Origin of the sequence: Rhodococcus sp. W8901, assembly GCF_013348805.1 — a bacterium.
GTDB lineage: Bacteria > Actinomycetota > Actinomycetes > Mycobacteriales > Mycobacteriaceae > Prescottella.
Genome location: NZ_CP054690.1, coordinates 179,422 through 204,468, shown reverse-complemented (window position 1 = coordinate 204,468; position 25,047 = coordinate 179,422). Strand labels below are relative to the sequence as shown.

The following is a 25,047-nucleotide window of genomic DNA, read 5'->3' as shown; positions in this document are numbered from 1 at the left end:
TCCCTCCCAGCGGTCTTCAGCTGCGAACGAGGCGGCGGATGCTCCCGTCGCCGTCGCATCCGACAATGATCGACCCGTCGGCCGCGATGGTCACCGACGACCGGCGACCGTCGTTGGCCCGTACCTGCGGCAGTCCGAGAGGGAGATCCGTGGCCGCCACCTCGCGTCGGTCGCCGTCCCGGCTCACGCACACGACCTGCCGTGCGCCCTGATCGGCGACCACCACGTAGTCGTCGGTGAGAGCGACGCCCTGGGGCCGGACGAAGCCGGTCAGCGCACACGGTTCGCCCTCGCCGAGGACCAGCACCGAGCCCGTGGTCTCGTCGCTGACGACGATCGCACCGCGGTCACCGGTGATCGCCGTGACGGTCGTGAGCCCCGACGACCGCCGCGACTTCACGGTGCCGTCCAGATCCAGGACGACGACGTCGCCGCGTCGCATCCCGACCAGCAACTGATCGTCACCGACACCGACGGCATTCACTCCGTCTGCATCTTGGGCGAAGTACTCGGAGTTCGCTCCGCTGAGCGAACCGAAGATCTTTACCCACTCGCCCGAGCCGTCGACACGGCGGAACACCTCGCCTGCCTGGCTCAGCGCCACGATGACGCCGGCGACCTCGACGACACCGACGGCGGCGAACGGTTGGTCGAGCAGTAGCCTGCTCACCCGCTCGAGGATTCCGTCACCGTCCACCCGGCAAATGCTCCCGTGGTCGGCTGCGATGAAACCTTCGGCTGCACGGGCGACCTGGTACGGCCCGAGGAACGAGCCGGCCGAGAGCACCTTGTCGAGCTCACCGGTCTCCATCGAGTACCGAGCCACACTCGCCTCCACGAAGTTGGAGACGTAGATGTAACCGCGCGTGTCGATGTCGAAGTTGTCGATCCCGGGGGCGAGGCTCACCAGCCGCTGCCGTTCGCCGGTGCTCAGATCCACCGCCGTGACCTCGCCGATGCTCGCCTGGGCCACGACAAGTCGGCCGTCCGGGGCGAACTTGACCGCGGTCGGGTGCGCGAGGCTGTCGACGACCTTCTCGACCGCGCCGGACTCCGGATCCACGGCCAACACGGTCCCCGCGAAGACCTGCGGCATGTACAGCCGCCGGTCGGGACCCATCGCCAGGGCATTGAGCCAATCCAGACCCTCGGCGATCACCCGGACCTGGTTTCGCTGGTGCCGGTCGATCTCGAGGACCCGACCGCCCTCACGCATCTCGTCGACGTACAACCTGTCGGTCTCGGGGTCGACGGTGATTCCGTTCACCGCGGGGCAGTCGTCGACCAGCACGAAGTACGTGCCGTCGGCGCGGCGACCGCTAATTCTCCCGTTCATCGTTTCGGCCGCGTAGACGGTCCCTTCGGAGTCGAAGGCGATGTCGTCGGGTCCCTGGAGCTCCGAGCCCATCGGTGAAACGGTCGACAGGACGTCATTGTCGGCGTCCCACGCCGAAAGGTGTTCGCCTACAAGCTCCGAGATCCATAAGCGTCCGTCGGCATGGAGCCGTACCCCGTTGGCCCCGAAGAGTCGGGCCGGCTCGCGGACGGTGCCCATCGACCACCCGGCCGCCACACTCGGCGACGTATCCAGGTAGAGCTCGAAGCGGGACACCGCGCGGTTGCCGGGCGGCTTACTCATCGGACACCTGCGCGGATCCGACGAGAGCATCGGAGAACACGGCCTTGCGCTTCTGGCGGAAGGCGAGTTCTCCCTCGGCCAGGTCCTGACTCAGGACACAGACGACCTGGGTACGGTCCTCCATGGTCAACGCGGCCTCGAGGCTGCCGATCTCCTGCGAGGCCTTGAGCGCCTCCTTCGACATCCGCAGGGCCAGCGGCGCCTTGGCCGCGAGCACCCCGGCCACCTCGAGTGCGGCGTCCACGACACCGTCGGGACAGACGCGGCTCACGAAGCCGATGCGCTCGGCCTCGTCGGACTGCACTCGACGGCCGGTCATCAGGATCTCCGTCGCACGACCGCCGATGATCCGGGGGAGCAGGTAGCTCGCACCCATCTCGGAAACCGACTGACCGATATTGATCTGCGCCGCAGAGAAGTACGCCTCCGGTGCGGCCAGCCGGATATCGCTCGCCATCGCGAGAGAGAAGCCGCCGCCGACGCAAGGTCCGTTGACGGCCGCGATCACCGGCTGCGGGATCCGACGCAGCCGCGCCACTACCCCGGAGTACCACGACTGAATGGCCGCCCAGTGCCGATTCGGATCGCTCTCCACGCCGGTCGGGAACACCTCGCCCGACAGGTCGGCGCCGGAGCAGAAACCGCGGCCGGCACCGGTGAGCACGACGACCTTGACATCGTCGGCCCGCACCAAGGAATCGAGGTGTTTGGTGAGTTCGATGATCAGGCCGGGGTTGAGGGCGTTGAGCCTGTTCGGGCGGTTCAACGTGATCTGCTGAACGCCCGGTGCGGGGTTCGAAACGAGAATCGGGGCATCCACGGCCTTCATAGGGACTCCATTCAACGGCGGCGGGCCCTCGAAACCGTCTCGAACGGCGGCCACAGCCTGGTCGGAAAATTGGATACCGAGCGCCAGGGCCCACCTTTCGAGGTCGGCTCGCCTGTGCGTTCGGCTGGTGAAAGCATGGCACGAGTTCGGTGACGTCACAAGGGTTTACAGAAAATCCCTCTGCAGGTCAGAATCTGCTATGTTCTCGGGACGACGAAACACCCGGGACCTCACCCTTGGCGATCCCACTCCCTCCGGCGGCACCATCGGCCGCCCCCACATCCACATTCGGAGGACGTCATGAAACTTGGCCTGAACCTTGGCTATTGGGGATCTGGAAGAGACGACGTTCTCGACCTCGTGCAGCTCGCCGAGGATGTCGGGTTCGACTGCGTGTGGTCCGGCGAGGCCTACGGGTCCGACGGCATTACGCCCCTTGCATGGCTTGCCGGACGAACGTCCAGGATCGGGCTCGGCACAGCCGTTCTCGGCATGGCCGGCCGCTCACCAGCTCTCACGGCACAGACCGCAGCCACGATGGACCATCTCTCCGACGGCCGATTCCGCCTCGGTCTCGGCATGTCCGGGCCGCAGGTCGTCGAAGGCTGGCACGGTATCCCCTACGGCAAGCCGATGCAACGTACCCGCGAGTACGTCGACGTGGTCCGGCAGGTGCTCCGCCGCGAGGCCCCCCTCGAACACCACGGCACCTACTACGACGTCCCCTATACGGGGAGCGACGGCAGCGGCCTCGGCAAGCCACTCAAGATGATCCTGCATCCCCGGCGAGAGAACCTGCCGATCTACCTCGCGGCGATCGGGCCCCGCAACATCGAACTGGCCTGCGAGATCGCCGACGGCTGGTTCCCGGTGTTCTTCTCCCCGCGCAGGTTCGACGCGATCGTTCCCGCCGGGTTCACGCCCCGACCCGACTTCGACCTGTGCCCGATTCTCGACGTGGTCGTGGGAGACGACGCCGCCGAGTGCCGAGCCCAGGTCAAGCCGAGCATCGCGCTCTACGTCGGCGGCATGGGCGCCCGGGGAAAGAACTTCTACAACGACGTCGCATGCCGTTACGGATACACGGACGCGGCGGTGAAGATCCAGGATCTGTACCTCGCGGGACGGAAGGAGGAGGCGATCGCCGCAGTGCCGGACGACCTGGTCGACGACATCGCACTGTGCGGCCCACCCGAACGGATCAAGGAACTGCTCGACCCCTGGACCTCGGCACCGATCACTTCCATGTCCCTCATGACCCGACAGCCTGAGGCGGTTCGCCTCATGGCCGACCTCCTCACCTAGGCGGCAAGATCGTGCAATTCGGTTTCACCCCAGAGCAAGCTGCTCTCCGCGACAGCGTCGGTCGATTCCTCGACGCCTCCGATCGGCAGCAGGTACGAACACTCATGGAGGCCGGCCTCCGCTACGACGAAGCGGTCTGGCGCCGAGCGGCAGACGAGCTCGGCCTGATGTCGGTCCCGATTCCGGTCGAGTACGGCGGTGCCGGTGGCGGGATGGTCGAACTCGCAATCGTCCTCGAAGAGTTCGGCCGCCGTCTCGTCAGGTCGCCGTACCTGGCCAGCATCGGCCTGGCGTCCACCGCACTCCTCGCAACCGACGACGACACGGCGTGCGCCGACTTCCTCCCCCGGATCGCCGAAGGCGAGCTGATCGCCACGTTCGCGCTCCCCGTGGGGGTCGGGTCGATGGCGAACCTCCCGGTCCACGCGTCGGACGACGCGCGACTGACCGGCGTCGCCGACGCGGTCATCGATGCGGAGTCGGCAGGTCTGCTGATCGTGCCCGCGCGCACGTCCAGCGGGACCGACCTTTTCGCTGTCGACCGCGGAGTCCTCGACGCGCCCAGAGACGCCCCCACAGACGAGGCCACACCCTACGATCTGGTCACCCGATCGAGCCGGATCCGCTTCGACGACACCCCGTCCGTCCGGCTCGGCGCGCCCGTCTCGGACAAGGTCGAGCGGGCGTTCGCGCACGCGAACATCGCGTTGGCCGCCGAGCAGTTGGGAGGCGCGCAGGCCTGCCTGGACAGCTGTGTCGAGTACGCGAAGACGAGAACGCAGTTCGGACGGGCGATCGGGTCCTTCCAGGCGATCAAGCACCGGTGCGCGGACGTACTACTCAAGGTCGAGGGCGCACGCTCGCTCGTCTATCACGCCGCATGGCTCGCCGACACCGGCGCGACGGAGGAACTCGCCCTCGTCGCATCGATGGCGAAGGCGTGGTGCTCGGACACCTACGTGCAGGCCGCGGAGGCAAATCTCCTGACCCACGGCGGGATCGGGTTCACGTGGGAACACGACGCGCACCTGCACGTCCGCCGCGCCCGGAGTCGCGCAATGACTCTGGGAAGTCCCGACGATCACCGCGACGCGGTTGCCGCCCGCCTTCTGCTCGCCGAGACCCCCTAGGAGCGACCATGGATTTCGCTGATTCGCCCGCTGACATCGCGTACCGGGAGCAGGCTGCGAAGTGGCTTGCCGCGAACGCACCCGCCTTCGAGGAGCCGGACACGGGCAGATTGAGCGTCTTCGGCGCTCGCACCACCGAGGAATCCGTCCGCCACGTGGAGCAGGCCCTCGCCTGGCAGGCCCGCAAGTACGCGGACGGATGGGCGGGAATCGGCATCCCGGAGGAGTACGGCGGCGCGGGAGGTGATGTCCCCCAGAAACTCCTGTTCACCGAAGAGGAGGGGCGATACCGCCTGCCGCTCGATGCCCAGTCGGTCACGATGGGGATGATCGTGCCGACTCTCTCCCTGTGGGGAACCGCCGAGCAACGCGACCGGTACCTGACACCGCTCCTGGCCGGCAAGCAACTCTCGTGCCAGCTGTTCTCCGAGCCGGACGCCGGATCCGACCTCGCCGCCATCCGCACCACCGCACGCAGGACCGCGGACGGCTGGCGGATCAACGGGCAGAAGATCTGGACGTCCTACGCCCAGTACGCATCATTCGGCTACCTCCTCGCCCGCAGCGAGGATGCTGCCCGCCACCGCGGTCTGACCGCGTTCCTGGTCGACCTGAAGCAACCAGGAGTCACGGTTCGGCCGCTGAAGCAGGCGACCGGAGCGCACACCTTCAACGAAGTCTTCTTCGACGACGCGGAGGTCGCCGCCGACGCGGTTCTCGGCGAGCCCGGCCAGGGGTGGGAGGTCGCGATGACCACCCTGATGGCCGAGCGCTACTCGCTGGAGCCGGATATCGTTGGCGCGCAGCCACTGCTGGAGATGCTCCGCACCAGCACGCACGTCACCGACCCGACGATCCGCCGACAGTTCGCCGACGTGTACACGATCCAGCACATCCTCGGCATCCTGAAGCTCCGGCTGCGCACCGCAGCCAACGAGGGGCGTCCGCCGGGGGCCGAGGGGTCGATCACGAAACTGCTCTCGACGGAAGGCCAGTACCTCGCCGCGGACACCGCGTTGCGCGCCCTCGGCCCGGACGGCGTCCTCGAGAACCCCTGGACCGAACTGCTCACCGGCGCCCTGGGCCTGCGGATCGGCGGCGGAACCGACGAGATCATGAAGAACGTGATCGCCGAACGCGTCCTGGGACTCCCGCGCGAACCACGTGTCCGACAGCAGTAGGAAAGAGTCCGACGATGACCGATGATGTGACCATTCCCCGGAGCCTCCGTGCGGTCGGGATCGTGGGCAGCCTCCGCGCGGGTTCCTACAATCAGCTGTTGCTCGACAACGTCATCCGGCTCTGCCCGGACGATCTGGCGATCGACCCGTTCACCCGGATGGCGGAGATTCCACTGTTCAACGAGGACCATGCCCGCCAGGGTGAACCTCCCGCGGTGGCCGAGCTGCGAGAGGCCGTACGCGCTGCCGACGCGATCGTCATCGCGACCCCCGAGTACAACTACGGTGTCCCCGGGGTGCTCAAGAACGCGCTCGACTGGATCTCGATGCCACCGGGCAACTCCGGACTCGAGGGCAAGGCCGTCGCCCTCGTCGGCGCATCGCCGAGCATCCTGGGTACGGCGCGCGCGCAATCCCAACTGCGGCAGTCGTTCGTGGCGACGCAATCCCATGTGGTGAACCACCCGGAGGTCTTCGTCACCCGCGCGCACACCCGGTTCGAGGATGGCACACTCGTCGATCCGGGGGCCACGAAACTCATTGGCCAACTGCTGAACAACCTCGTGACGCTGGTCCACACCCTCGGGTCGGCGGGCGCGTACTCCACCCGGCTGGGAGCCGTGAATTGAGCGGCCCGCTGGCCGGAGTCCGCGTGTTGGAACTGCAGGGCATGGGTCCACTGCCCTTCGCCGGCATGCTGCTCTCCGATCTCGGCGCGGACGTCGTACGCATCGACCGTCTCGCACCGCGCGGTGAGGCACTGCTGGAGCACGAGCCGGTTGGGCGAGGCCGCCGTTCCGTCGCGCTCGATCTCAAGAACCCTGACGCCGTCGAGACGTTCCTGCGTCTCTGTGAGAGCGCGGATGCGGTGATCGAGGGCTTCCGTCCCGGCGTCGCCGAACGCCTCGGCATCGGCCCCGAGCCCTGCCGTGCACGCAACCCGCGTCTGGTCTACGGGCGCATGACCGGTTGGGGCCAGGACGGCCCGCTCGCCCAGACCGCCGGGCACGACATCAACTACATCGCGCTCGCCGGCGCGCTCCACGGCATCGGGACACCCGAGCGTCCCGTCCCACCCGGCAACATCGTCGGTGACTTCGCCGGCGGCGGAATGTTGCTCGCCCTCGGTGTGGTCAGCGCGCTCCTCGAGGCGCGGTCGTCCGGACAGGGCCAGGTGGTCGATGCCGCGATCGTGGACGGGGCGGCACTGCTCACCACCGCGATCCACGAACTCATCGCCTCCGGAGAATGGTCCGAGAAACGCGGCAGCAACGTCCTCGACGGCGGTGCCGGTCACTACGACGTGTACGAGACGGCCGACCACCAGTTCGTCGCGATCGGCGCTCTGGAGTCCCGGTTCTACAACGACCTGTGCGACCGTCTGGGTGTCGAGGTCGACCGTACCGCCGACGCGGCAGCGACACGGTCCCGGTTCGCCGAACTGTTCGCCACCCGGACCCGACAGGAGTGGTGCGACCTGCTCGAGGGCACCGACGCGTGCTTCGCGCCGGTGCTCAGCCCGACGGAGGCGACGCGGCATCCGGCGAACCGTGCGCGGAATGTGTTCGTCGAGGTCGGTGGCATCGTACAGCCGGCCCCGGCCCCACGCTTCTCCCGCACGCCTCCTCGGACCCCGGCGCCGGCCGCCACGCCCGGCGCGCACACCCGTGAAGTCCTGGGCGAGTGGGGCGTCGACGCCGTGGAGATCGACGATCTCCTCGCCGGCGGCGCCGCCGGCGAGCGCCCGCAATCATCCGTGAACGAAGGGAACAACTGAATGACCGACGAGCGCTTCAGCGCCGACGATCGTGCGGAGATCATCGAGACCTGCACGAAGATGACGTACTACATCGACGAGCGCCGGTGGGCCGACCTCCACGAGATCTTCACCGAGACCATCACTTTGGACTACGTGGGTGTCTTCGGCGGTGCCCCCACCGACACTCCGCGCGCCGACTACGTCAGGAACGCCGAGCGTCTGCTCGGCAACCTCGACGCGACGCAGCACCAGGTGTCCGGGCACCTCGTGAGCGGCTCGGGCGACGAGGCCAGGTGCATCTCCCAGGTGGTGGCCACCCACGTGAAGCCCAACAACAGCGGTGGACCGCTGTGGACCTCCGGAGGTCAGTACGACATGGGTCTCCGGCGAGGTGAGGACGGCTGGCGGATCAGCTCGGTGCGCGCGGTCCAGCGGTGGTGCACCGGCAATCGCGAGGTGATGAGGCTCGGCAAGCGCGACGTGTAGACCCACGCGCCCCGCCCGGGGGTCGCCGACCGGAACGGTTCGACGGCCCCCGGGCGTTTCGCTGTGCCTGCCGTCAGTGCGGGCACCGCATGCTGTCCCGCTCCCGCCGGTAGACCCCCATCAGCTCTGTCGTGGAAGTGTCCCCATCGGAGACCGCGACGCCGACATCGCACAGGTCGGCCGTCAACTCGAGTGCAGCCTTCTTGCCGAGTTCGACACCCCACTGGTCGAAAGAGTTGATGCCCCATATCGTTCCCTGCACGAAGACCAGGTGCTCGTAGAGCGCGATCAACTGTCCGAGGACCGAGGGTGTGAGCCGGGGCGCGAGGATCGTCGTCGACGGGCGGTTCCCGGACATGATCTTGTGCGGAACGAGTTCCTGCGCAACACCTTCGGACTCGATCTCCGCCGCGGAGCGGCCGAAGGCCAGGACCTTCGCCTGGGCGAACATGTTCGCGACCAGCACATCGTGCATCGACCCGTCGGGGTCGACTTCCGTGACGCCGGCCGCCGAATTCACGAACCCGATGAAATCCACGGGAACCAGACGGGTGCCTTGATGGAGAAGCTGATGGAAGGCGTGCTGCCCGTTCGTTCCGGGCTCACCCCAGTAGATTTCGCCGGTCCGGGTGCCCACACCGGTGCCGTCGGATCGGACCGACTTGCCGTTGGACTCCATCACCAGCTGCTGGAGATACGCCGGGAACCTCGCGAGGTCGTTCGCGTACGGCAGTACCGCGTGTGTGTCGGCACCGAAGAAGCTCGCATACCAGACACCGAGCAGTCCGAGCAGCACCGGCGCGTTCGATTCGAGCGGCGCGGTGCGGAAATGCTGATCCATTCGCCTGAACCCGGTCAGGAACTCGCCGAACTGTTCGGGCCCGATCGCGACCATGAGACTGAGTCCGACGGCCGATCCCAACGAGTAGCGGCCGCCGACCCAGTCCCAGAAGCCGAACATGTTCGCTCGATCGATGCCGAACGCTTCGACTCGTTCGACATCGCTCGATACCGCAACGAAGTGCAGGGGTACAGCGTCCTCCCCGAGCACGTTCGTCAACCAACGGCGCGCCGCGGTTGCATTGGTCAGGGTTTCCAGAGTCGAGAAAGTCTTCGAAACCACCACGAAGAGAGTGGTTTCCGGCTCGAACCCGGCCAGCGCGGAGGCCAGATCCGCGGGGTCGACGTTCGACACGAAGCGCACTTCCGGACCGTCGACACAGGACCGCAAAGCGCGGTACGCCATGGCGGGGCCGAGGTCGGATCCACCGATTCCGATGTTCACGACGGATCGGATTCGACGGCCCGTTGCGCCGCGCCACCGGCCGGATCGGACGCGATCGGCAAAGTCTGCCATTCGGTCGAGAACGTCATGCACGTCGTCGACAACGTGCTCTCCGTCGACGACCAGTCGTGCGCCCCGAGACGCTCGCAGTGCCGTGTGCAGCACCGCCCGATCCTCGGTGCTGTTGATACGCTTGCCGTCGAACATCGCCTCACGGCACCGTTCGACACCGGCCGATCGTGCCAGCGCGGTCAACAGGTCGAGCGTCTCCGCTGTGACGAGGTGCTTGCTGAAGTCGATGTAGAGATCGCCGGCGTTCACGGCGAGGCGGCGGCCGCGGCTCGGGTCCGACGCGAACAGCGAGCGCAGATCGGTCGACGCGATCGTGGACTGATGCGCCGTGAGCTCCTGCCACAACGCGGATTTCGTGACATCGACTCCGATCACGCGAGGGCACGCAGTCGTGGAGCGAGGTCCTTCTCGAACAGCTCGAGGAACCTCTTCTGATCGTGGCCCGGCGCGTGGAAGACGAGGTGGTTCAACCCCGCGTCGACGTACGGCTGGATCTGCGCCACCGCCTCGTCCGGATCCGATGCCACGATCCACCGCTTGGCCACCTGCTCGATCGGCAACGCATTCGCCGCCTTCTCCATCTCGATCGGATCATCGATGCTGTGCTTCTGCTCCGCCGTCAACGACAACGGCGCCCAGAACCGCGTATTCTCCAGTGCCAGTTCCGGATCCGTGTCGTAGGAAATCTTGATCTCGATCATCCTGTCGATCGCGGCGATGTCGCGTCCTGCGGTGTCCGCCCCCTCCGCGACCGCGGGCATCAGCTTGTCGGTGTACAACTCCATCCCCTTACCCGACGTACAGATGAACCCGTCGCCCGACCGGCCCGCATACCGTGCCACCACCGGACCACCCGCCGCGATGTACACCGGTATGCCGCCCTCGGGCACGTCATAGATCGATGCACCCGTCGTCCGGTAGAACTCCCCCTCGAAATCCACTCGGTTCCCCGACCACAGTTCCCGCATCAACCGGACGGCCTCCCGCAGCCGCGCGAACCGTTCCTTGAATTCCGGCCACGGCCCGGCGAATCCGGTCGCGATCTCGTTCAGCGCCTCACCCGTACCCACGCCCAGCATGACCCGCCCCGGGTAGAGGCAGCCCATCGTCGCGAACGCCTGCGCCACCACCGCCGGGTTGTACCGGAACGTCGGAGTCATCACCGACGTCCCCAACATCAGGTGCGATGTCCGCTCCCCCACGGCCGTCATCCACGCAAGAGAGAAGGGCGCATGACCACCCTCGTGCCGCCACGGCTGAAAGTGATCCGACACCGTCGCCGAGTCCATCCCGTGGGCCTCGGCCAGCACACCCAACTCCACCAACTGCCGCGGGCCGAACTGCTCCGCGGATGCCTTGTACCCCAACCGCAGGTTCATGCCGACAACTCCTTCAGACGTACATCGTGTCCACCGAACTGGTTGCGCAGCGCCGAGACCGCCTTCATCGCCGGGGAATCGGGTTGGCGCGAGGAGAATCTGGCGAACAACGCCGCCGATATCACCGGCGCGGGTACCGCGTGCGCGATCGCTTCCTCGACGGCCCAGCGCCCCTCACCGGAGTCGTCGGTGTAGCCCGTCAGGCATTCGAACCCCGGATCATCGCTGTCCGCGGCCACCAGCAACTCCAACAGCCACGAGCGCACCACGGTCCCCCGCTGCCAGGCCTTCAGCACGGCGCCGACGTCGGTGATGAGAGGCTCGGCAGCAAGGAGTTCGTAGCCCTCCGCGTAGGACTGCATGAGCCCGTACTCGACGGCGTTGTGCACCATCTTCGCGTAGTGCCCGGCACCGACGGGTCCGGCATGGACGAACCCCTCGGCGTGTTCGCCGGCGGGCCGCAGGGCGTCGAAGATCGGCATGGCGCGCGCGACGTCGCCCGCTGCACCGCCGACCATCAGGCCGTACCCCTCCTGCAGACCCCAAACACCACCGGACACACCGCAATCGAGATAGGCGATTCCCCTGTCGCCCAGCAACGCACAATGATCCTTGTCGTCGGTGAACCGCGAGTTTCCCCCGTCTATGACGAGATCGCCGGCCCCGAGCAGGTGACTCAGCTGTTCGATCACGGTGCGAGTCGGCTCGCCTGCCGGAACCATCACCCACACCACCCGTGGAGTCGCCAGCCGGGCAACCAGTTCCTGCAGCGACTCCACGTCACTCGAGGTGGTTCCGGGATCGAACCCGACGACGTCGTGCCCGGCGCCGCGTATGCGTTCGCGCATGTTCGCGCCCATCCGGCCCAGGCCGATCAGACCCATCTGCATTGGCACTCCTCGGAATCGACACACCATCCGGACAGAAATTGGATTGCACGAATTCGCGCATCCGTTGCGTGAAATCATGCAAACCGTTGCCTGATCTGTCAATATCTGCGCAGCCCGGAAGCTACAATCGACCAGCCCGCCCGGTCGGCAACGGCGGGCACCGTCCGAGGAGGAACTGGCTTGTCCGGGAGTGCACAGCGGCGCGAGGACATACTTCGCAGGCTCGTGGCAGACGGCTACGTCGAGGCAAAGGCGCTGTCGCGGGAGCTCTGCGTGGACGCGTCCACCATCCGGCGCGATCTGGACGCTCTCGTCCGACTCGGCAAAGCCGAACGGACACACGGTGGCGCGCGGCCGATCGCCGGTGCGATGTCCGAGATCCCCTACGCGGTCAAGGAGAGCGATCACAGGGCCGAGAAGATCGCCATCGCTCGTGCGGCCGCGGGCCTCGTGAGCGACGGCGCGAGCGTCATTCTCGACAGCGGCTCCACCACCTACCAGGTCGCGGCCGCGCTGCGACACAGGTCCGAGCTGACGATCATCACCAACGACCTGCGCATCGGAAAGTACGTCGCCACGTTCCCGGAGGTGCGCCTGCTGGTGACCGGCGGAGAACTCCTCGGGTCGGTATTCACGCTGGTCGGCGAGCGTTCGGTGGAGTTCCTCGCCGACTACTCCGTCGACTGGGCATTCCTCGGGGCCGACGCCATCGATCCCACCGCCGGGGTCACCAATACGAACACCCTCGAGGTCCCGATCAAACGGGCCATGATCGCGGCATCCGCCCGCTCGGCCGTCGTCGCAGACAGTTCGAAGTTCGGACACAGAGCACTGACGCGGGTGGCCGCGCTCGGCGAAGTCGACCTGATCATCACGGACTCCGGACTCGCCGTCGAGGATGCCGATCGGTACGGCGATGGACTCATCCGCGCCGATTCCGACGCCGAAGAGAACCGTCCGGGTGCGCGCGCCTGATACCCACATCGACGTCGACTTCCTCGATACCTTCCGGTTCCCCGACGGCGCGGGGTTTCCCGACTCATACCGGGCCTTCGTGCGAGAACTGGGCTGGGGCAGGCTGTTCGGGCTCTGACTCGTGTACCCGACCGTGCTGGGCGGCTACGCCGACGGCTGGCAGGCCAGGAGCGCGATCCTCACCGAGCGCCTGCAGGAGGCCTACCGCGACGGGCAGGTCGAGGAGTTCGACTGGATGATCGAGCCGGACGGCAACTGGGCGCTCGTCGACTCGCTCCAGGTTTTCGCCATCAGCGAGAACGGCGATGTGCTGTTGTGGGACACCGCCGCTCGTGACGAGCGAGGCGAGTTCCCGGTGTACTGCTCGCAGCGGATGAATTCGCTGCGGCTGCTCGGACCGTCGCTGGTTGCTGCGGCGCCGGTGCTGAGGGCGGAATCCGCGACGTTGTTCGGCGCGACCGAGGTCGACTTCGAACCGCTTGCCGCGCAGCGGCTACCGTGACCGCCCGAACCAGCGCCGCTTCGGGGCGGGGCGGGCGAGGTCGACCGCCACGTCGACGAACGACTGCACCGCATCCTCGGAGCCGTTGTCGACGCGCTTGAACGCCTTGCCGATGGGGTCCGCAAAGGTCCCGTCAGGCAGTTCGATGCCGGGCCAGCCACCGATTTCGGTGGGCGGCTCGACCCACCTCCCTCCGGCGTGGCGGACGAGCAGTTCGCCGAGGTAGGCGCCGAACTTGAAGACGAGTTCGGCAAGGTAGTCGCTGCCGCCCTCCTGGTCGCGTATCTCGCCGAGGAAGGCGTCGACATCGCGTGCAGATGCGAGCGTGAAGGGCAGGTCGTGCCCGGTGTTGGCACGAACCGAGTGCGAACATGCCTGCGCGAGGGCAGACATGTTCTCGACGGTCGGCGGAGCGGGGAGGCGCAGCGGCCGGCCGGAGTAGGCGCCGGAGGCAGAAGTCATGAGCAGAACCTAGCCGGGATGGCTCAGGACTCCGGTGTCGCATCCGTGGCGTCGCCCGGGTCACCGGTCGTCGTCAGTGGAGATCTTCGGTGGAACCGAGTGGGGTCACCGCGCGTCTGATCCAATGAGCGGATCGTCGCCGAACGAGGGGGGGAAACGTGAGGTCTGTGGGACGGTGGAGTGTCGTGGCCGTCGCCGCGGTCGGGGTTCTGAGCCTGGTCGGCTGCGGGTCGACGAGCGTCGAGGGTCAGGCCGACCCGGCCACACCCGGGGCCGCAGAGCCGTCATTCGACCCGTGCAGCATCCCGGACGAGGCGCTGCGAGCGGCGGGCATGGATCCGACCACCGAGTCGCGGGACATCCTCGGCGTCAAGCAACCCGGTTGGAGCCTGTGCAACTGGAGTGGCTCGAACCGGCTGATCACGATCTTCGCTTCGGGACGGACACTCGACGAGGTCCGCTCAAACGAGCGTTTCACAGACTTCACTCCCGTCGATGTGGGCGGTCGTGAAGCGTTCACCGTCCGCGAGGTTTCCGATAAGCGCAATGAGTACTGCGATGTCGTCTTCACGTCCGGGTCGGACACAGTGATGATCAAGTCGGGCTACTACACGAATCAAACTCCACCAGAAGGTCCATGTCCCCTCGCCATTCGAAACGCGGGACTTTTCGAGCCGTCGATTCCCCGCTGAGTGGAAGGCAGAATCACATGAACAGCTCGTCATGGAGTGAGCTCGGGGACTTGGTCGATGCGGGCGACCTGCGCCTGGAACCCGGGATCGCCGAGAAGTGCGCGCAACGCTGCGCTCAGCTTCGAGAAGAACTCGAGAAGCTTCGGTGGAGGTCCGGCGACTTGACCCGCATCGACGGCCTCGGCATCCTCCCCTCCGGTGTCGCCCTGGCCCGGAAGTTCGGGCAGAAGGCGTCGGGTGGCGCCTACCCGCTCGATCAGGCTCTGGCCGACCACATCACCGTCGTCGAACAGATGCAGTCAGTGTTCGAGAAGATCGCGGCGAGCTTCGATGCCACCGAACAGTCGAACACACAGGCCATCACGGCGGTCGCTCCCGGCCGCTGATCCACCACCCGAGAACTCAGCACAGTCCAGCGTCGACCCAAGAACAGGTGCCGACCGCACCTGCTACCGGTCCGCGAAGTGCGCGAGCACTTGTGCCAGGCGGTTGGCGTCGGCCGGTATCTGATCGGGGGTGAAGGTCCAGTCGTTGAAGGTCCACGGGTCACACCACTCGGATCGGTCCGCGGCCGGAAGGGCGTAGCTGCGGTGGACGAGGTCGCTGTCGATCGCCTCGACGGAGGAGAAATCTTCGCCCACGATCACCATCGAAACACCCATCGACGGGCCATGCTCTGCGAGGAACGCGATCGCCGGCCAGTGCCGCTGCTCGTAGCCGAACGGGAAGTGGTTCAGAACGAGAAGCCGCTGGGGACGTGCGGAACATCGGACTCCGCCGGCCCCGTCGAGTATGCCGAGTTCGACCGACGCGGAGATCGACTCGAGGTAGGCGGCTACTTCGTCGACACCTGCGATCGTGGTTCCGTGGGGACGATGGGACAGCGCGGACGTCAGCGGTCGAAGTCCGCCGCTGAGATCGACGATATCGAGGGCGATGTCGTCGTAGGAGGCCAACATCCGCAGTGCGACAGCGAAGACGACGGCTGAAGTTCCGGGTGTGTCCGGGCCGATGATTCGAAGCGGCTGCCGGAGTGGGAACGGCAGACACACCGGGATTCGCAGTGGACCACACTGGGGGGCTGACAGTTCCCCGATGCGGATTCCGTCTGCGGTTCCGCCACCTGCACTGAGGTTGGTCCAGGCTGGAGAGTTCCAGTCTGCGAACGGTCGCGGCAGCATCGGCCCGACGGCTTGGAGTTCAGCCTCGAGGTGGGCGCTGTCTCGGCGGTATCGGATGAAGGCCTCTTCGACGACCGTGTCATGTCGCTGCTGCGCTCGTGCCCTCGCCTGCCCCGCTTCCGGGCTGTTGCGGGTGGCGGGATCGGCTACCGCCGCGGTCATCTCGTCGTCGAGGCGGGACTCTGCGAACTGGCGCGCGGCGATAAGGGCACCGGCCGAGCGAGCAGCGTCTTCCTGGATCATCCCGAACCGTTCGACGATCCTGTCCGGGTCGAGCGGCTCGATCGGCGCGTATGCGGTGGTTGGGGCTGCCATCTGCGCCGCGGGTTGTTCACTCGCGTCGTCGTCGACGTCCACGCCGTGCCGAGTGATCAGGCCCGCAAGCCCGTCGTTGTATCCCTGCCCGACTGCGCGGACCTTCCACTGCCCGGCTCGCCGGTACAGCTCCCAACAGATCACTGCCGATTCAGCGGATCTGCAGCCGACGTCGACGGTGGCGACAGGCGCTCCGCTGTGGTCGTGCAGCGTCGCGGTGAGCTGGGTGAAAGCCGCATCGGGGGCAGCGTTCGGGTCGACGCTCGCGATGCAGAGCACGGCGCCGGCATCGGGGTGGACGGCGTCGAGATCGATCTCGACGCCGTCCGGTCCCAGATGGACTCCGCTCGTCCGTGGTTGGTTGTAGAACACGAAGTCGTCGGACGACAGTGCACGGAGCGAGGAATCGGTCACCAGGGCCGACACGTCGAGTGCAGTTGCGCTGTTGGCGGTGAACCGCAGAGTCGCGGTCGACAGCACGGTGTTCTGTCCAGGCGTCAGGTGCACTGTCGGTCCTCTACGCGCCGATGAACCGGTGCAGTTGGGGTGCGGCCTCGCCGGCGTGCCGGGCCTGGATTCCCTCGCCGATCGCTTCGAGCTTCCAGTCACCGCCCGACCGGAACACCTTGGCCATGACCATGCCCGTGAATGGCATGCCACCCTGCAGGGTGTATCGGGCGAGTTCGCTGCTCGTGGTGGCGTCGACGAGCCGGCAGAAGGCGTTCTTGACCTGCTCGAAGGTGTGCCCCTTGTAGGAGGTGACCAGGAAGATGACCGTGGTGATGTACGGCGGTACCCGCGTCAGGTCGACATGGATCACCTCGTCGTCACCGTCACCGACGCCGGTGAGGTTGTCGCCCTCGTGAAGAATCGAGCCATCCTTGGACCGAAGCTGCCCGTAGTACGCGACGTCGACGATCTGGTTGTCGGCGATCAGGACGGCCGAGGCGTCGAGGTCGACGTCGACGGCGCGGCTGCCGAACATTCCTCGCTTCTCGATCGGATCCCAACCCAGGCCCATGCTCACCATGGTGAGGGCCACCCCGCCGTCCTTGCGCAGGCTCACCTTCTGGCCCTTGGTCAGGCTGACCGGGCGGCCCTTCACGAGGCTGACTTCGGCACCCGCGGCCGGGGGCGCCGGGTGAACCGGCGGCGCGGCAGGGGCCGGCGCAGCCGCAGGCGGCGCGGGGGGCGCCGGCGGCGCGACAGGAGCCGCAGGAGCGGCCGGTTCGTCGTCCACCGAGACGCCGTGGTCGGTGACCAGCGCGGCGAAACCGCCCGCGTATCCCTGCCCGACGGCGCGTACCTTCCACCCGCCCTGTCGCCGGTACAGCTCGAGTGCGATCACGATCGACTCGGTATCGAGGCCGTCGATCCGATACTCGTACAGTGTGTTTCCGTTGGCATCGGCCAGACGCGCGGTCGGAGCGCCATAGCGACCGAACGTCGACGTGGCGTCCTCGAGGGTGATGACGGTACGAATCTGGTCGATGTCGGCGGGCACCGACGCGAGTGAAACGCGCAGCGTTGCAGCCTGACCGGGCGGGCCCGGCTGCAGCTGCACGCCAGGACCGCTCGGCTGGTTGAAGAAGACGAAGTCGGCGTCGGAGCGAACCTTCCCGTTCGCGGTGACCAGAAGAGCCGACAAATCAGCGGCCGCGGTCAGATCGAGCAAGACGACGACGTCGCCGGCAGTGATCGGGGCGTTCTGCCCCTTGGTCAGCGGTGCGGTCACGGCGTTACGGCTCCTTCGATGTGAAAGTGGTCGATGCGGACATATCGGGTCAAAGATCGGGTATACACGAAGGTCGAGTCCGCCGGGTGAACCACCCGCGAACCACGCCACAGTCTCCCGCCGGCGGCGATCCTGGGTGCCACCGTGACTGCTGGGGACAGCCGCGGGTCGGATCAGGCGCTGGCGGCGTCGGTGGTGTCGACGGACTCGTTGATCGACCGGATCACCTGGACCAGGCGCATCACCTGGTCGTCGCCGAATACCTGCCCGGGTCCGTGCGGCGCCTTGTCGGTGAACGGCGACTCGAACAGCAGCGACGGATCCATCTCGCCGTGCCGTGTCAGGTGGGAGATGATCAGATTCACGAAATCGATCTGGTCCGCCGTCGCGGTCTTGCCGTGCAGGAACTCCGCGAACGCCTGGGCGGCGGCCTGCTGATCAAGGCCCACGAGTGAGCGGATGAATCGGGCCAGTCCCTTGGCATTCTCGACCGCGCGTTCCAGATCCTCCGGCTCACCGGCACCACTGCGGGCGAGCATCTCCTCGAGCGAGGCGAGGTCCGCGGTCGTGAGCGGTTTGCCGTGGCGGACCTTCGACAGCGCCAGGTTGTCGGGCTGCCGCCGCAGGTAGTCGCGCACCTTCGCGGTGAACCGCTCCACATCGGTGCCCGACCGAAGCACAGGCATATCGACCTCGACGACATCACCGAGGGTGTCCTTGAAGTCGGTGTAGACGATCGTCCGCTTCTTCTTCTCGAGCAGTCCGACGATGGAGCGCAGTTCGCGGCGCGCGTGTTCGAGCATCGGCAGCGTGACGTCCTGCCACCACTCGTCACCCGCCACCTCACGCAGCAGCGCCTCCTTCGCCTTGACCTTCGGGATGTTCAGCCCCTCGTCGAGCAGGCCGTCGGCGATCTGCCGGATCGGCGCCTCGAACTTGGGCAGGGTGCCGTCGGCGTGCACGACCGCCAACTGGCCGCGCAGGACGATCAGGTCGAACCTCTTGGCCAGCTCGTCGGTATCGCGCACCGTGGTCGGCAGCGGTGCGAGGTTCTCGATGATCTCGGCGACCCTCTGCTCGGAGAGCGAGTCCCACTCCGCCCGGTCGGCGTACTTCTCCACCTGACGTCGTTTCGCGCGGACGATGAAGTTGTCCAACCGCATACCCTGCACCTGCCGGTGCAGCATGTCGGCGGTGTCCGAACGCAGATCGACGTCCGCACCGCTCTTGCCCAGTGCCGCAATCAGTTCGGTCCGGGTGGCGAACAGGCGGTGCGACAGCGACGCCGCCGGCGTGCCCTCCGCGGCATCCGGGTGGGCGCTGAAGAACTCGAAGTTCCCGCACACGTCGAAGATGAAGAAGTCGGTCTTGTCCCGACCCGGCCCGTACAGGTCCTCGCAGAGCCGGGTACCGCGGCCCACCATCTGCCAGAACTTCGACCGGGCGCGGACGGGCTTGAAGAAGACGAGGTTCACCACCTCGGGGACGTCGATGCCGGTGTCGAGCATGTCGACGGAGATCGCGATCTGCGGTTCCTTGTCGCGCTGCGAGAACTGGTCGATCAGGTCCTGGTTCTGGACCACCGAATGGGTGATCACCTGCGCGAACGCACCCTTGAACTCCGGATAGTTCGCGTCGAAGCGCTCGGCGATGAAGTCGGCGTGCCGCTGATTCTTCGCGAAGACGATCGTCTTGCCGAGCCGGTCACCGCCTTCGACCTTGTGCCCCTGCGTCATCAGGATCTCGAGCACCTTGTCGACGGTGTCGGTGTTGAACAGCCATTTGTTGACGACCTCGGCGTCCACGCCGTCGGGAATCGCGGCCTCGACGACGTCGTCACCCCAGTCGAGATCCTCCCACCACTGCTTCTCCTCGTCGCTGAGGTTCTCGTACTTGATGCCCCGCTGCGGGAAGGCCAGCGGCACCGTCACCGCGCGCGGGGGCACCAGGAACTTGTCGGCGATGGCCTGTTCCAGACTGTAATCGTCTGTGGGGACACCTGTTTCAAGATTGAACAACGAGTAGGTGTTGTAGTCGACCTGATCCTTCGGGGTCGCCGTGAGCCCCAGCAGCAGCGAGTCGAAATACGAGAAGATGTGGCGGTACTTCTGGTACACCGAACGGTGCGCCTCGTCGATCACCACGAGGTCGAAGTGGCCGGGACCGAACCGCCGCTCTCCTCCGTCGACCTCGTTGATCAGGCCCATCATCGTCGGGTAGGTCGAGACGTAGACGCGGCCCTCGGTGTTCTTGTCGGTCAACAGGTTCACCGGCGCCGAGTCCGGCAGGTGCGTTTTGAAGGCGTTGACCGCCTGCTTCACGAGCGCCTTGCGGTCGGCGAGGAAGAGCACCCGCTTGGCCCAGTTGGCCCGCATCAGCATGTCGGTGAGCGCGACGACGGTACGGGTCTTGCCGGACCCGGTGGCCATCACCAGCAGGGCCGCACGCTGGTTGTCGCTCTCGAAATGCTCAGCGACGCGGCGGATGGCGCGCTCCTGATAGGGCCGTCCCGCGATGTGCTTGGGCACCTCGATCGTGGCCAACTGCTTACGGGACGTTCGACGCTGGACCATCAGCGCCAGTTCGTCGCGGGTGTGGAACCCTTCGATCGGCCGTGGTGGGTACCGGGTGTCGTCCCAGATGTGGTGATCGAATCCATTGGTGTAGTAGATGATCGGGCGTCGGCCCGTCTGCAGTTCGAGGCAGTCGGCGTACAGCTTGGCCTGGTGCTGCCCCACCCGCGGATCCTTGGAGGTGCGCTTGGCCTCGACCACCGCGAGCGGCAGACCGTCGTCGCCCCACAGCACGTAGTCGACGAAGCCGTTCTTGCCGTCGGGCATGCCCTGGACGGGAAACTCGCGATCGCGCGCCCGGTCGAGCGGCCACCCCGATTCATGGAGCAACAGGTCGATGAGGTCTCGCCGGGTCTGCGCCTCGCCGTAGTCGTGGGTGTCCAGCACGGCCGCGCTGGCCGCCTGCGCCTCGGCGACCTGCGCCTTGAGTTCGGCGACGAGCTGTTCGAGCGTCGCCTTCTCCAGGTCGGAGGCCTGCTTCTCGGCGTCACGGGCCGCCAACTGCGCTGCCAGATCGAGCTTCTCGGCCTCGGACTTCTCGAGCAGGGCATCCTTGGCCGCCATGTCGCCTTCGAGCTTCTTCAGCTGCGCGACGGTCTTCGCGACGACGGCCCCGCCGCCCGGCTTCGGGAGCAGACCGGGATCGAACTGCTGCTGCGGCGACGGCTTGCTGGCCGGCTGCGTCGCATACCTGCGGGCCAGCCACGACAGCACGTGGAACAGTTCGACCAGCGCCTTGCGGCCGGCATCCGGCGGCACCGGGCGGGCCTCGTGCACCGCGGCATTGCCCAGCTTGCGGATGAGGTTCATCTTCGTCTGGAGGGCGTAACCGATGACCGCGACGAAGGCCGGGTCGTGGAGCTTCGCCGACAGATCGCTCTTGTACGGCTCCTGCAGCGACTCCACCTGGTACAGCCACTTGACCGTCAGCTCGACGGTGCGGCGGGCGTAGAAACACGTGGTGCGGGCGTCGAACAGCGCGTCCCGCTCGGCCTTACGCGCCTCCGCGTGCAGTGTCGGCCACTCTGCCTGCAGAAAGTCGAAATTCCCCGCCATCGACACTCGTCCTCCCCATGTAGCACCTGTCCGGTGATCTTGACACAGGGCTCCGACCGAACCGGACACGGCCGAGAAACCTCTCATCAATGCCCATTGATCAATGGTTTGAGACACCAAACTTTGATCGACTGGTTCCTGATCCAAGGATGATCACTGCAGAGATTGCGGGAGGAACCCCGCGCCGGTCCAGCAACGACCCCGCCCGCCATACCGGAGCAGCACCGTTGACGATGCGGCGCCTGCACGACGCCGATCCTGTCGGTGGTGTCTGTCAGTCTGTCCGGCTCTCGCGAACGTCGAGGGCGCGCCGCGGTACATCGGGCCTCCGAACCCGCGGTGCCACTTCCCGTTACAGGAGCTCGACATGACCGGTCCCACCTTCACACCCGATCTCACCGTCCCGAACGCTGCACCCTCGAAGCCCGCCAAACGCCGCCGCTGGCCGTGGGTAGTCGCGCTGATCGCGGCGCTGCTCGCCGGCGTGGGTATCGGTGCCGCCGGGGCATCCGACCCGACCGGTGAGCGAACGAAAGCCGTCGAGGCCCGCGAGCAGACCGTCGCGAAGCAGGAGCAGGATCTGCAGGCGCGCAAGGACTCCGAGACCACCGCACTCGACTCCCGCAAGTCGCAACTCGACAAGCAGAGCGCCGACATCGCTCGCCGCGAGCGGGAACTGCTGCCGAAGGAACAGGCTGCCGCGAAGAACACGATCAAGGGCGACGGCATCTTCCTCGTCGGCAAGGACATCAACCCCGGCACGTACCGCAACAGCGGGACATCCAGCTGCTACTGGCAGCGGTCCAGCGGCACGAGCGGCGACTTCGACGAGATCCTCGCCAACGGTAACGAGAACGGTCCGGCCGTCGTCACCATCCAGCCGGGCGACATCGCGTTCACCAGCAAGCGTTGTGGCACTTGGACGTTGGTGAGCTGACCCCAGCCCAGAACCGGCCCCGCTGCCATGCGTGGCGGGGTCGGGCGAGCCAGGTTTGTACGTTCCGAGTTGTCAAGAGCTACGGCGATATCGGGTACCTCGGCGCCCCGGGCCGCCGTCGACGTGAACGATTCCATTGTCGACCATCTTGGCAAGCGCATACCTGACCTGATGCGCCCCGAGTCCTGTCACCTCCGTCAACTCTCGGACGGACCTGGGCTGATCGAGCGCGTGCCAGATGGTGGACGCATTGGACGAGATCGCCATCAAGTTGGCCGGCGCCCCTGGCGCAGACACCTCGGACGCGGCAACCGGGTTGTCGAGGATCTCGACAGTGGGCACGGTCCGCTCGTTTCCTTCGACAAGGTTCGGCGCAAGATGATAAGTGGTGCCGCCCCGATCTCCGCTCGCCGCAGCGAATCCCGCGGCGACCAGGCCCTGCAACACTGCGCGGGCGGCAACCGAGTCGATCGGTGCGAACTCCTCTCGCACAAACGAATTCGTCCACTCCTGCCCATGCCGCATGGATGCGAGGATCTGCCGCTGCACGTCCGACAGCGGCGCATTCTTGACAACGGCCGCCAACCAGGACAGGTCATCGGGTGACAGCAGGGCATGGCGCGGCACGATGGCGGTGAACCTGACGCCGGTGTCATGGAACTCCGGAGGACGCATCCCTGCCTGGCGCAGTGCGGATCGCACTTCTCGAATCCCACCCCCTTCGCCCTCGACAACACGGTTCCCCATCGTCGTTCTCGTCAGTTTGCAGATCTCGTATAGGAACTCGTTGACCGCCGACTTACCTGTCGGCATTCCGAGTTGGTCTCGGCTGATCCCCCAGAGGCCACCCGGGTTCGCGATGATCAGCTTGTCGTCCCGCAAACGGATCTCCACCCGCTTGCTCTGCGTGTGTGGACCGAGATCACGGTGTACGAGCGCGTTTGCGATCAGCTCACGGACGGCGATCATCGGAATCTCACTCTGGTTGACTCCGTGACCGTCGGCGCCGTATCGAATGACGCTGCGAGTGTTACGACGCACCCACTCCATCGCATGATCGAGCATTTCGGGAATCGGCCCGTCCAGATGGACGAGATCACGTGTGCGGCCTTCCGTGCGATCAGGTAGTTCGACCGCGGCGGTGATGGCCAGCGACGGGGCGAACTGCTGAGGAAACTGCCCCAGTGCGTACAGCCCAGCAATCGTCAGAGTCGTGCCGTCCGATGCAGTCACGCCTTTCCATCGGAGGATCTGGCCGTCCGTGGCGTCCGCAAGCCGTCGTGACGACGATCTCGCTTCCGACAGAAACAACGTCACCAACCGCTTGTCGAGATCCGTCGTCGACGATCCCTGCACCGCATCCGCGTCGTCTCGTGGCCGGTTTCGGAGCGCAATCAGTTGCGCTACTTCCTGATCCGACATCCGATAGTCCCCGTCGCCCTGCCGTAGGTAAGCAGCACCGCCTCTGACGAGTCGACACGGCCGGTCGGAGTCGGGAAGCCCGGCCACACCGGCAATCACAACATCGCAGCCGTCCACGATCGCATGCTCGAACGTGACGTTGACGGGTGGCGCGACGGCGTTTCTCGCTTGTGACGCAACCCCCTTCTCGATGTCAGCCACGGACGTCACACCGACGACCTCGAAGTCCCGTGCCTCGTCGATTCCGAGCAGGATGGTGCCGCCTTCGGGCATGTTGCCGAAGGCGCAGAGAGTCTCGGCCAAACCGGGACACCCACCAGAGGCGCGCTTCACTTCGATCTCCGTACGATCACCGCCGCGCGTCCGCAGATCCGCCAGGACGTCCTGTAGCCGCTCCGCTGTCCACGACATGTCCACAGGATAGTCCACCTACACACTCCATTCTACATTTGTGACTATTTGTGTATATTTCCTGTTCAAGACGTACTTTTCGCCTGCAATTCGTCGCCGATTCAGGCTCGTCTCGCTCATGAGGAGGTCAGCTGTGCATTCAAATAGGCACTCCTGTGCACAGCGGCGCGCAGAGCTGCGATCGAGTCGAGCGCTCAGCCCGGTGCCTTCAGTTGCATCCACGCAAGCACGTCGAGAATCCGGATGGCCGGGACCGCGGCCGGCAACTCCGCCCGTTCCCGCAACGCGACGAGCCGGTTGTGCAGTTCGCGGTCGTTGTCCCGCAGGGCCTGCCGGACGGGGTTGAGGTGCGCCTTCTTGGTGTCGAGAACCTCGCCGACGACACGGTCGTAGATGGGGTAGAGCCGCGGGCGCTTGCGCGCGATCAGTTTCGAGGCGACGGTCCGCCCGACGCTGGGGACCGTCCACAGCGCCGTCTCCAGCCGCCACGCCGGCGACTCGGGGGTCATCTCGTCGGCCTCGTCGACGAGGTCGCGGTCGGGGCCGACCTCCCGCAGCAGCTCGGCGAACTCGTCGCGGCGCTCGCGCAGGATGATGTCGGCGCCGTCCGGGGATACCGCAACCGAGAGCAGCGTGACGGCGACCAAGTCGTCGGCGGTGAAGACGTCGACGTCGCGCTCGCGGGTTCCGCTGGAATCCCATTCGTCCCACAGCGCGCCGCTGCGCAGTCGGCCGGTCTTCACCCGCGGCGCGCGGAAGTACTGCTGCAACACCTCGACTGCGGCGCCGTCGTCACCGGACGCGAGGACCTTCGGAAGACGAATCGTCATG

The 25,047-nt window shown here is 66.4% G+C and carries 23 protein-coding genes; 12 read left to right on the top strand and 11 right to left on the bottom strand.

What is annotated here, in order from left to right:
* Positions 1-16: 16 nt before the first annotated feature.
* Positions 17-1,639 carry an SMP-30/gluconolactonase/LRE family protein gene (locus tag HUN07_RS00945; protein ID WP_174907397.1) on the bottom strand — a complete coding sequence of 541 codons (1,623 nt, stop codon included), beginning with the start codon at positions 1,637-1,639 and terminating at the stop codon, positions 17-19.
* Entirely contained in the window at positions 1,632-2,468 is an 837-nt protein-coding gene (locus tag HUN07_RS00940; protein WP_174907396.1) for an enoyl-CoA hydratase/isomerase family protein, read from the bottom strand. Before HUN07_RS00940 ends, HUN07_RS00945 begins: the two co-directional genes overlap by 8 nt.
* Before the next feature lie 300 nt (positions 2,469-2,768).
* On the opposite strand from HUN07_RS00940, the gene HUN07_RS00935 reads away from it, so the two are divergent.
* From HUN07_RS00935 to HUN07_RS00910, 6 genes are read left to right on the top strand one after another with little or no spacing between them, the layout of a single operon-like run.
* Positions 2,769-3,773, top strand: coding sequence for an LLM class F420-dependent oxidoreductase (locus tag HUN07_RS00935; RefSeq protein WP_174907394.1), 1,005 nt, complete (start codon positions 2,769-2,771; stop codon positions 3,771-3,773).
* 11 nt (positions 3,774-3,784) lie between these two features.
* A complete protein-coding gene (locus HUN07_RS00930; protein ID WP_114724025.1) occupies positions 3,785-4,903 on the top strand; it encodes an acyl-CoA dehydrogenase family protein in 1,119 nt (372 codons plus the stop codon).
* 8 nt (positions 4,904-4,911) lie between these two features.
* Positions 4,912-6,084: an acyl-CoA dehydrogenase family protein gene (locus tag HUN07_RS00925; protein WP_174907392.1), complete on the top strand. Its 1,173-nt coding sequence runs from the start codon at positions 4,912-4,914 to the stop codon at positions 6,082-6,084.
* Positions 6,085-6,098: 14 nt separating this feature from the next.
* On the top strand, positions 6,099-6,713 hold the full coding sequence (locus tag HUN07_RS00920; protein WP_114724023.1) for an NADPH-dependent FMN reductase: 615 nt from the start codon (positions 6,099-6,101) through the stop codon (positions 6,711-6,713).
* Positions 6,710-7,861: a CaiB/BaiF CoA transferase family protein gene (locus HUN07_RS00915; protein ID WP_217487170.1), complete on the top strand. Its 1,152-nt coding sequence runs from the start codon at positions 6,710-6,712 to the stop codon at positions 7,859-7,861. The genes HUN07_RS00920 and HUN07_RS00915 overlap by 4 nt, the downstream gene beginning before the upstream one ends.
* Positions 7,862-8,329: a nuclear transport factor 2 family protein gene (locus HUN07_RS00910; RefSeq protein WP_114724022.1), complete on the top strand. Its 468-nt coding sequence runs from the start codon at positions 7,862-7,864 to the stop codon at positions 8,327-8,329.
* A gap of 73 nt (positions 8,330-8,402) precedes the next feature.
* Here the strand turns inward: HUN07_RS00910 and pgi are convergent, their stop codons facing one another.
* The 3 genes from pgi to gnd are packed head-to-tail and all read right to left on the bottom strand — an operon-like array spanning position 8,403 to position 11,955.
* Positions 8,403-10,058, bottom strand: coding sequence for a glucose-6-phosphate isomerase (pgi, locus tag HUN07_RS00905; RefSeq protein ID WP_174914303.1), 1,656 nt, complete (start codon positions 10,056-10,058; stop codon positions 8,403-8,405).
* A complete protein-coding gene (gene fgd / locus HUN07_RS00900; RefSeq protein ID WP_174907390.1) occupies positions 10,058-11,065 on the bottom strand; it encodes a glucose-6-phosphate dehydrogenase (coenzyme-F420) in 1,008 nt (335 codons plus the stop codon). The genes pgi and fgd overlap by 1 nt, the downstream gene beginning before the upstream one ends.
* Positions 11,062-11,955, bottom strand: coding sequence for a phosphogluconate dehydrogenase (NAD(+)-dependent, decarboxylating) (gene gnd / locus HUN07_RS00895; RefSeq protein WP_174907388.1), 894 nt, complete (start codon positions 11,953-11,955; stop codon positions 11,062-11,064). The genes fgd and gnd overlap by 4 nt, the downstream gene beginning before the upstream one ends.
* Before the next feature lie 180 nt (positions 11,956-12,135).
* On the opposite strand from gnd, the gene HUN07_RS00890 reads away from it, so the two are divergent.
* From HUN07_RS00890 to HUN07_RS00885, 3 genes are read left to right on the top strand one after another with little or no spacing between them, the layout of a single operon-like run.
* Positions 12,136-12,930 carry a DeoR/GlpR family DNA-binding transcription regulator gene (locus HUN07_RS00890; RefSeq protein ID WP_174907386.1) on the top strand — a complete coding sequence of 265 codons (795 nt, stop codon included), beginning with the start codon at positions 12,136-12,138 and terminating at the stop codon, positions 12,928-12,930.
* Complete coding sequence (locus HUN07_RS27235; RefSeq protein ID WP_302675469.1) at positions 12,917-13,048, top strand: hypothetical protein; 132 nt, start codon at positions 12,917-12,919, stop codon at positions 13,046-13,048. The genes HUN07_RS00890 and HUN07_RS27235 overlap by 14 nt, the downstream gene beginning before the upstream one ends.
* A gap of 3 nt (positions 13,049-13,051) precedes the next feature.
* Positions 13,052-13,432: a hypothetical protein gene (locus HUN07_RS00885; RefSeq protein ID WP_254622719.1), complete on the top strand. Its 381-nt coding sequence runs from the start codon at positions 13,052-13,054 to the stop codon at positions 13,430-13,432.
* Here the strand turns inward: HUN07_RS00885 and HUN07_RS00880 are convergent.
* Positions 13,424-13,894 (bottom strand): hypothetical protein, encoded by a 471-nt coding sequence (locus HUN07_RS00880; protein ID WP_174907384.1) that lies wholly within the window; start codon positions 13,892-13,894, stop codon positions 13,424-13,426. The two genes, HUN07_RS00885 and HUN07_RS00880, sit on opposite strands and share 9 nt — an antisense overlap.
* A gap of 185 nt (positions 13,895-14,079) precedes the next feature.
* Here HUN07_RS00880 and HUN07_RS00875 point away from each other — a divergent pair, with 185 nt between their 5' ends.
* Complete coding sequence (locus HUN07_RS00875) at positions 14,080-14,586, top strand: DUF3558 domain-containing protein (RefSeq protein WP_174907383.1); 507 nt, start codon at positions 14,080-14,082, stop codon at positions 14,584-14,586.
* Positions 14,587-14,603: 17 nt separating this feature from the next.
* Entirely contained in the window at positions 14,604-14,972 is a 369-nt protein-coding gene (locus tag HUN07_RS00870) for a hypothetical protein (protein ID WP_174907381.1), read from the top strand.
* A 63-nt stretch (positions 14,973-15,035) separates the two neighbouring features.
* On the opposite strand, the gene HUN07_RS00865 is transcribed toward HUN07_RS00870, so the two are convergent.
* From HUN07_RS00865 to HUN07_RS00855, 3 genes are all read right to left on the bottom strand, one after another.
* A complete protein-coding gene (locus tag HUN07_RS00865) occupies positions 15,036-16,589 on the bottom strand; it encodes a TerD family protein (RefSeq protein WP_174907379.1) in 1,554 nt (517 codons plus the stop codon).
* Between the two features lie 10 nt (positions 16,590-16,599).
* On the bottom strand, positions 16,600-17,817 hold the full coding sequence (locus tag HUN07_RS00860) for a TerD family protein (protein ID WP_114724013.1): 1,218 nt from the start codon (positions 17,815-17,817) through the stop codon (positions 16,600-16,602).
* Positions 17,818-17,990: 173 nt separating this feature from the next.
* The gene (locus tag HUN07_RS00855) at positions 17,991-21,446 is read right to left on the bottom strand and encodes a DEAD/DEAH box helicase family protein (RefSeq protein ID WP_174907377.1); all 3,456 of its coding nucleotides are present in this window, start codon (positions 21,444-21,446) and stop codon (positions 17,991-17,993) included.
* 367 nt (positions 21,447-21,813) lie between these two features.
* On the opposite strand from HUN07_RS00855, the gene HUN07_RS00850 reads away from it, so the two are divergent.
* On the top strand, positions 21,814-22,383 hold the full coding sequence (locus tag HUN07_RS00850; protein WP_174907376.1) for a hypothetical protein: 570 nt from the start codon (positions 21,814-21,816) through the stop codon (positions 22,381-22,383).
* Between the two features lie 72 nt (positions 22,384-22,455).
* Here HUN07_RS00850 and HUN07_RS00845 read toward each other — a convergent pair whose 3' ends face one another.
* Both HUN07_RS00845 and HUN07_RS00840 read right to left on the bottom strand, forming a co-directional pair.
* On the bottom strand, positions 22,456-24,216 hold the full coding sequence (locus HUN07_RS00845; protein ID WP_254623059.1) for an ATP-binding protein: 1,761 nt from the start codon (positions 24,214-24,216) through the stop codon (positions 22,456-22,458).
* Between the two features lie 194 nt (positions 24,217-24,410).
* The gene (locus HUN07_RS00840; protein WP_174907372.1) at positions 24,411-25,046 is read right to left on the bottom strand and encodes a DUF6308 family protein; all 636 of its coding nucleotides are present in this window, start codon (positions 25,044-25,046) and stop codon (positions 24,411-24,413) included.
* Position 25,047 lies beyond the last annotated feature (1 nt).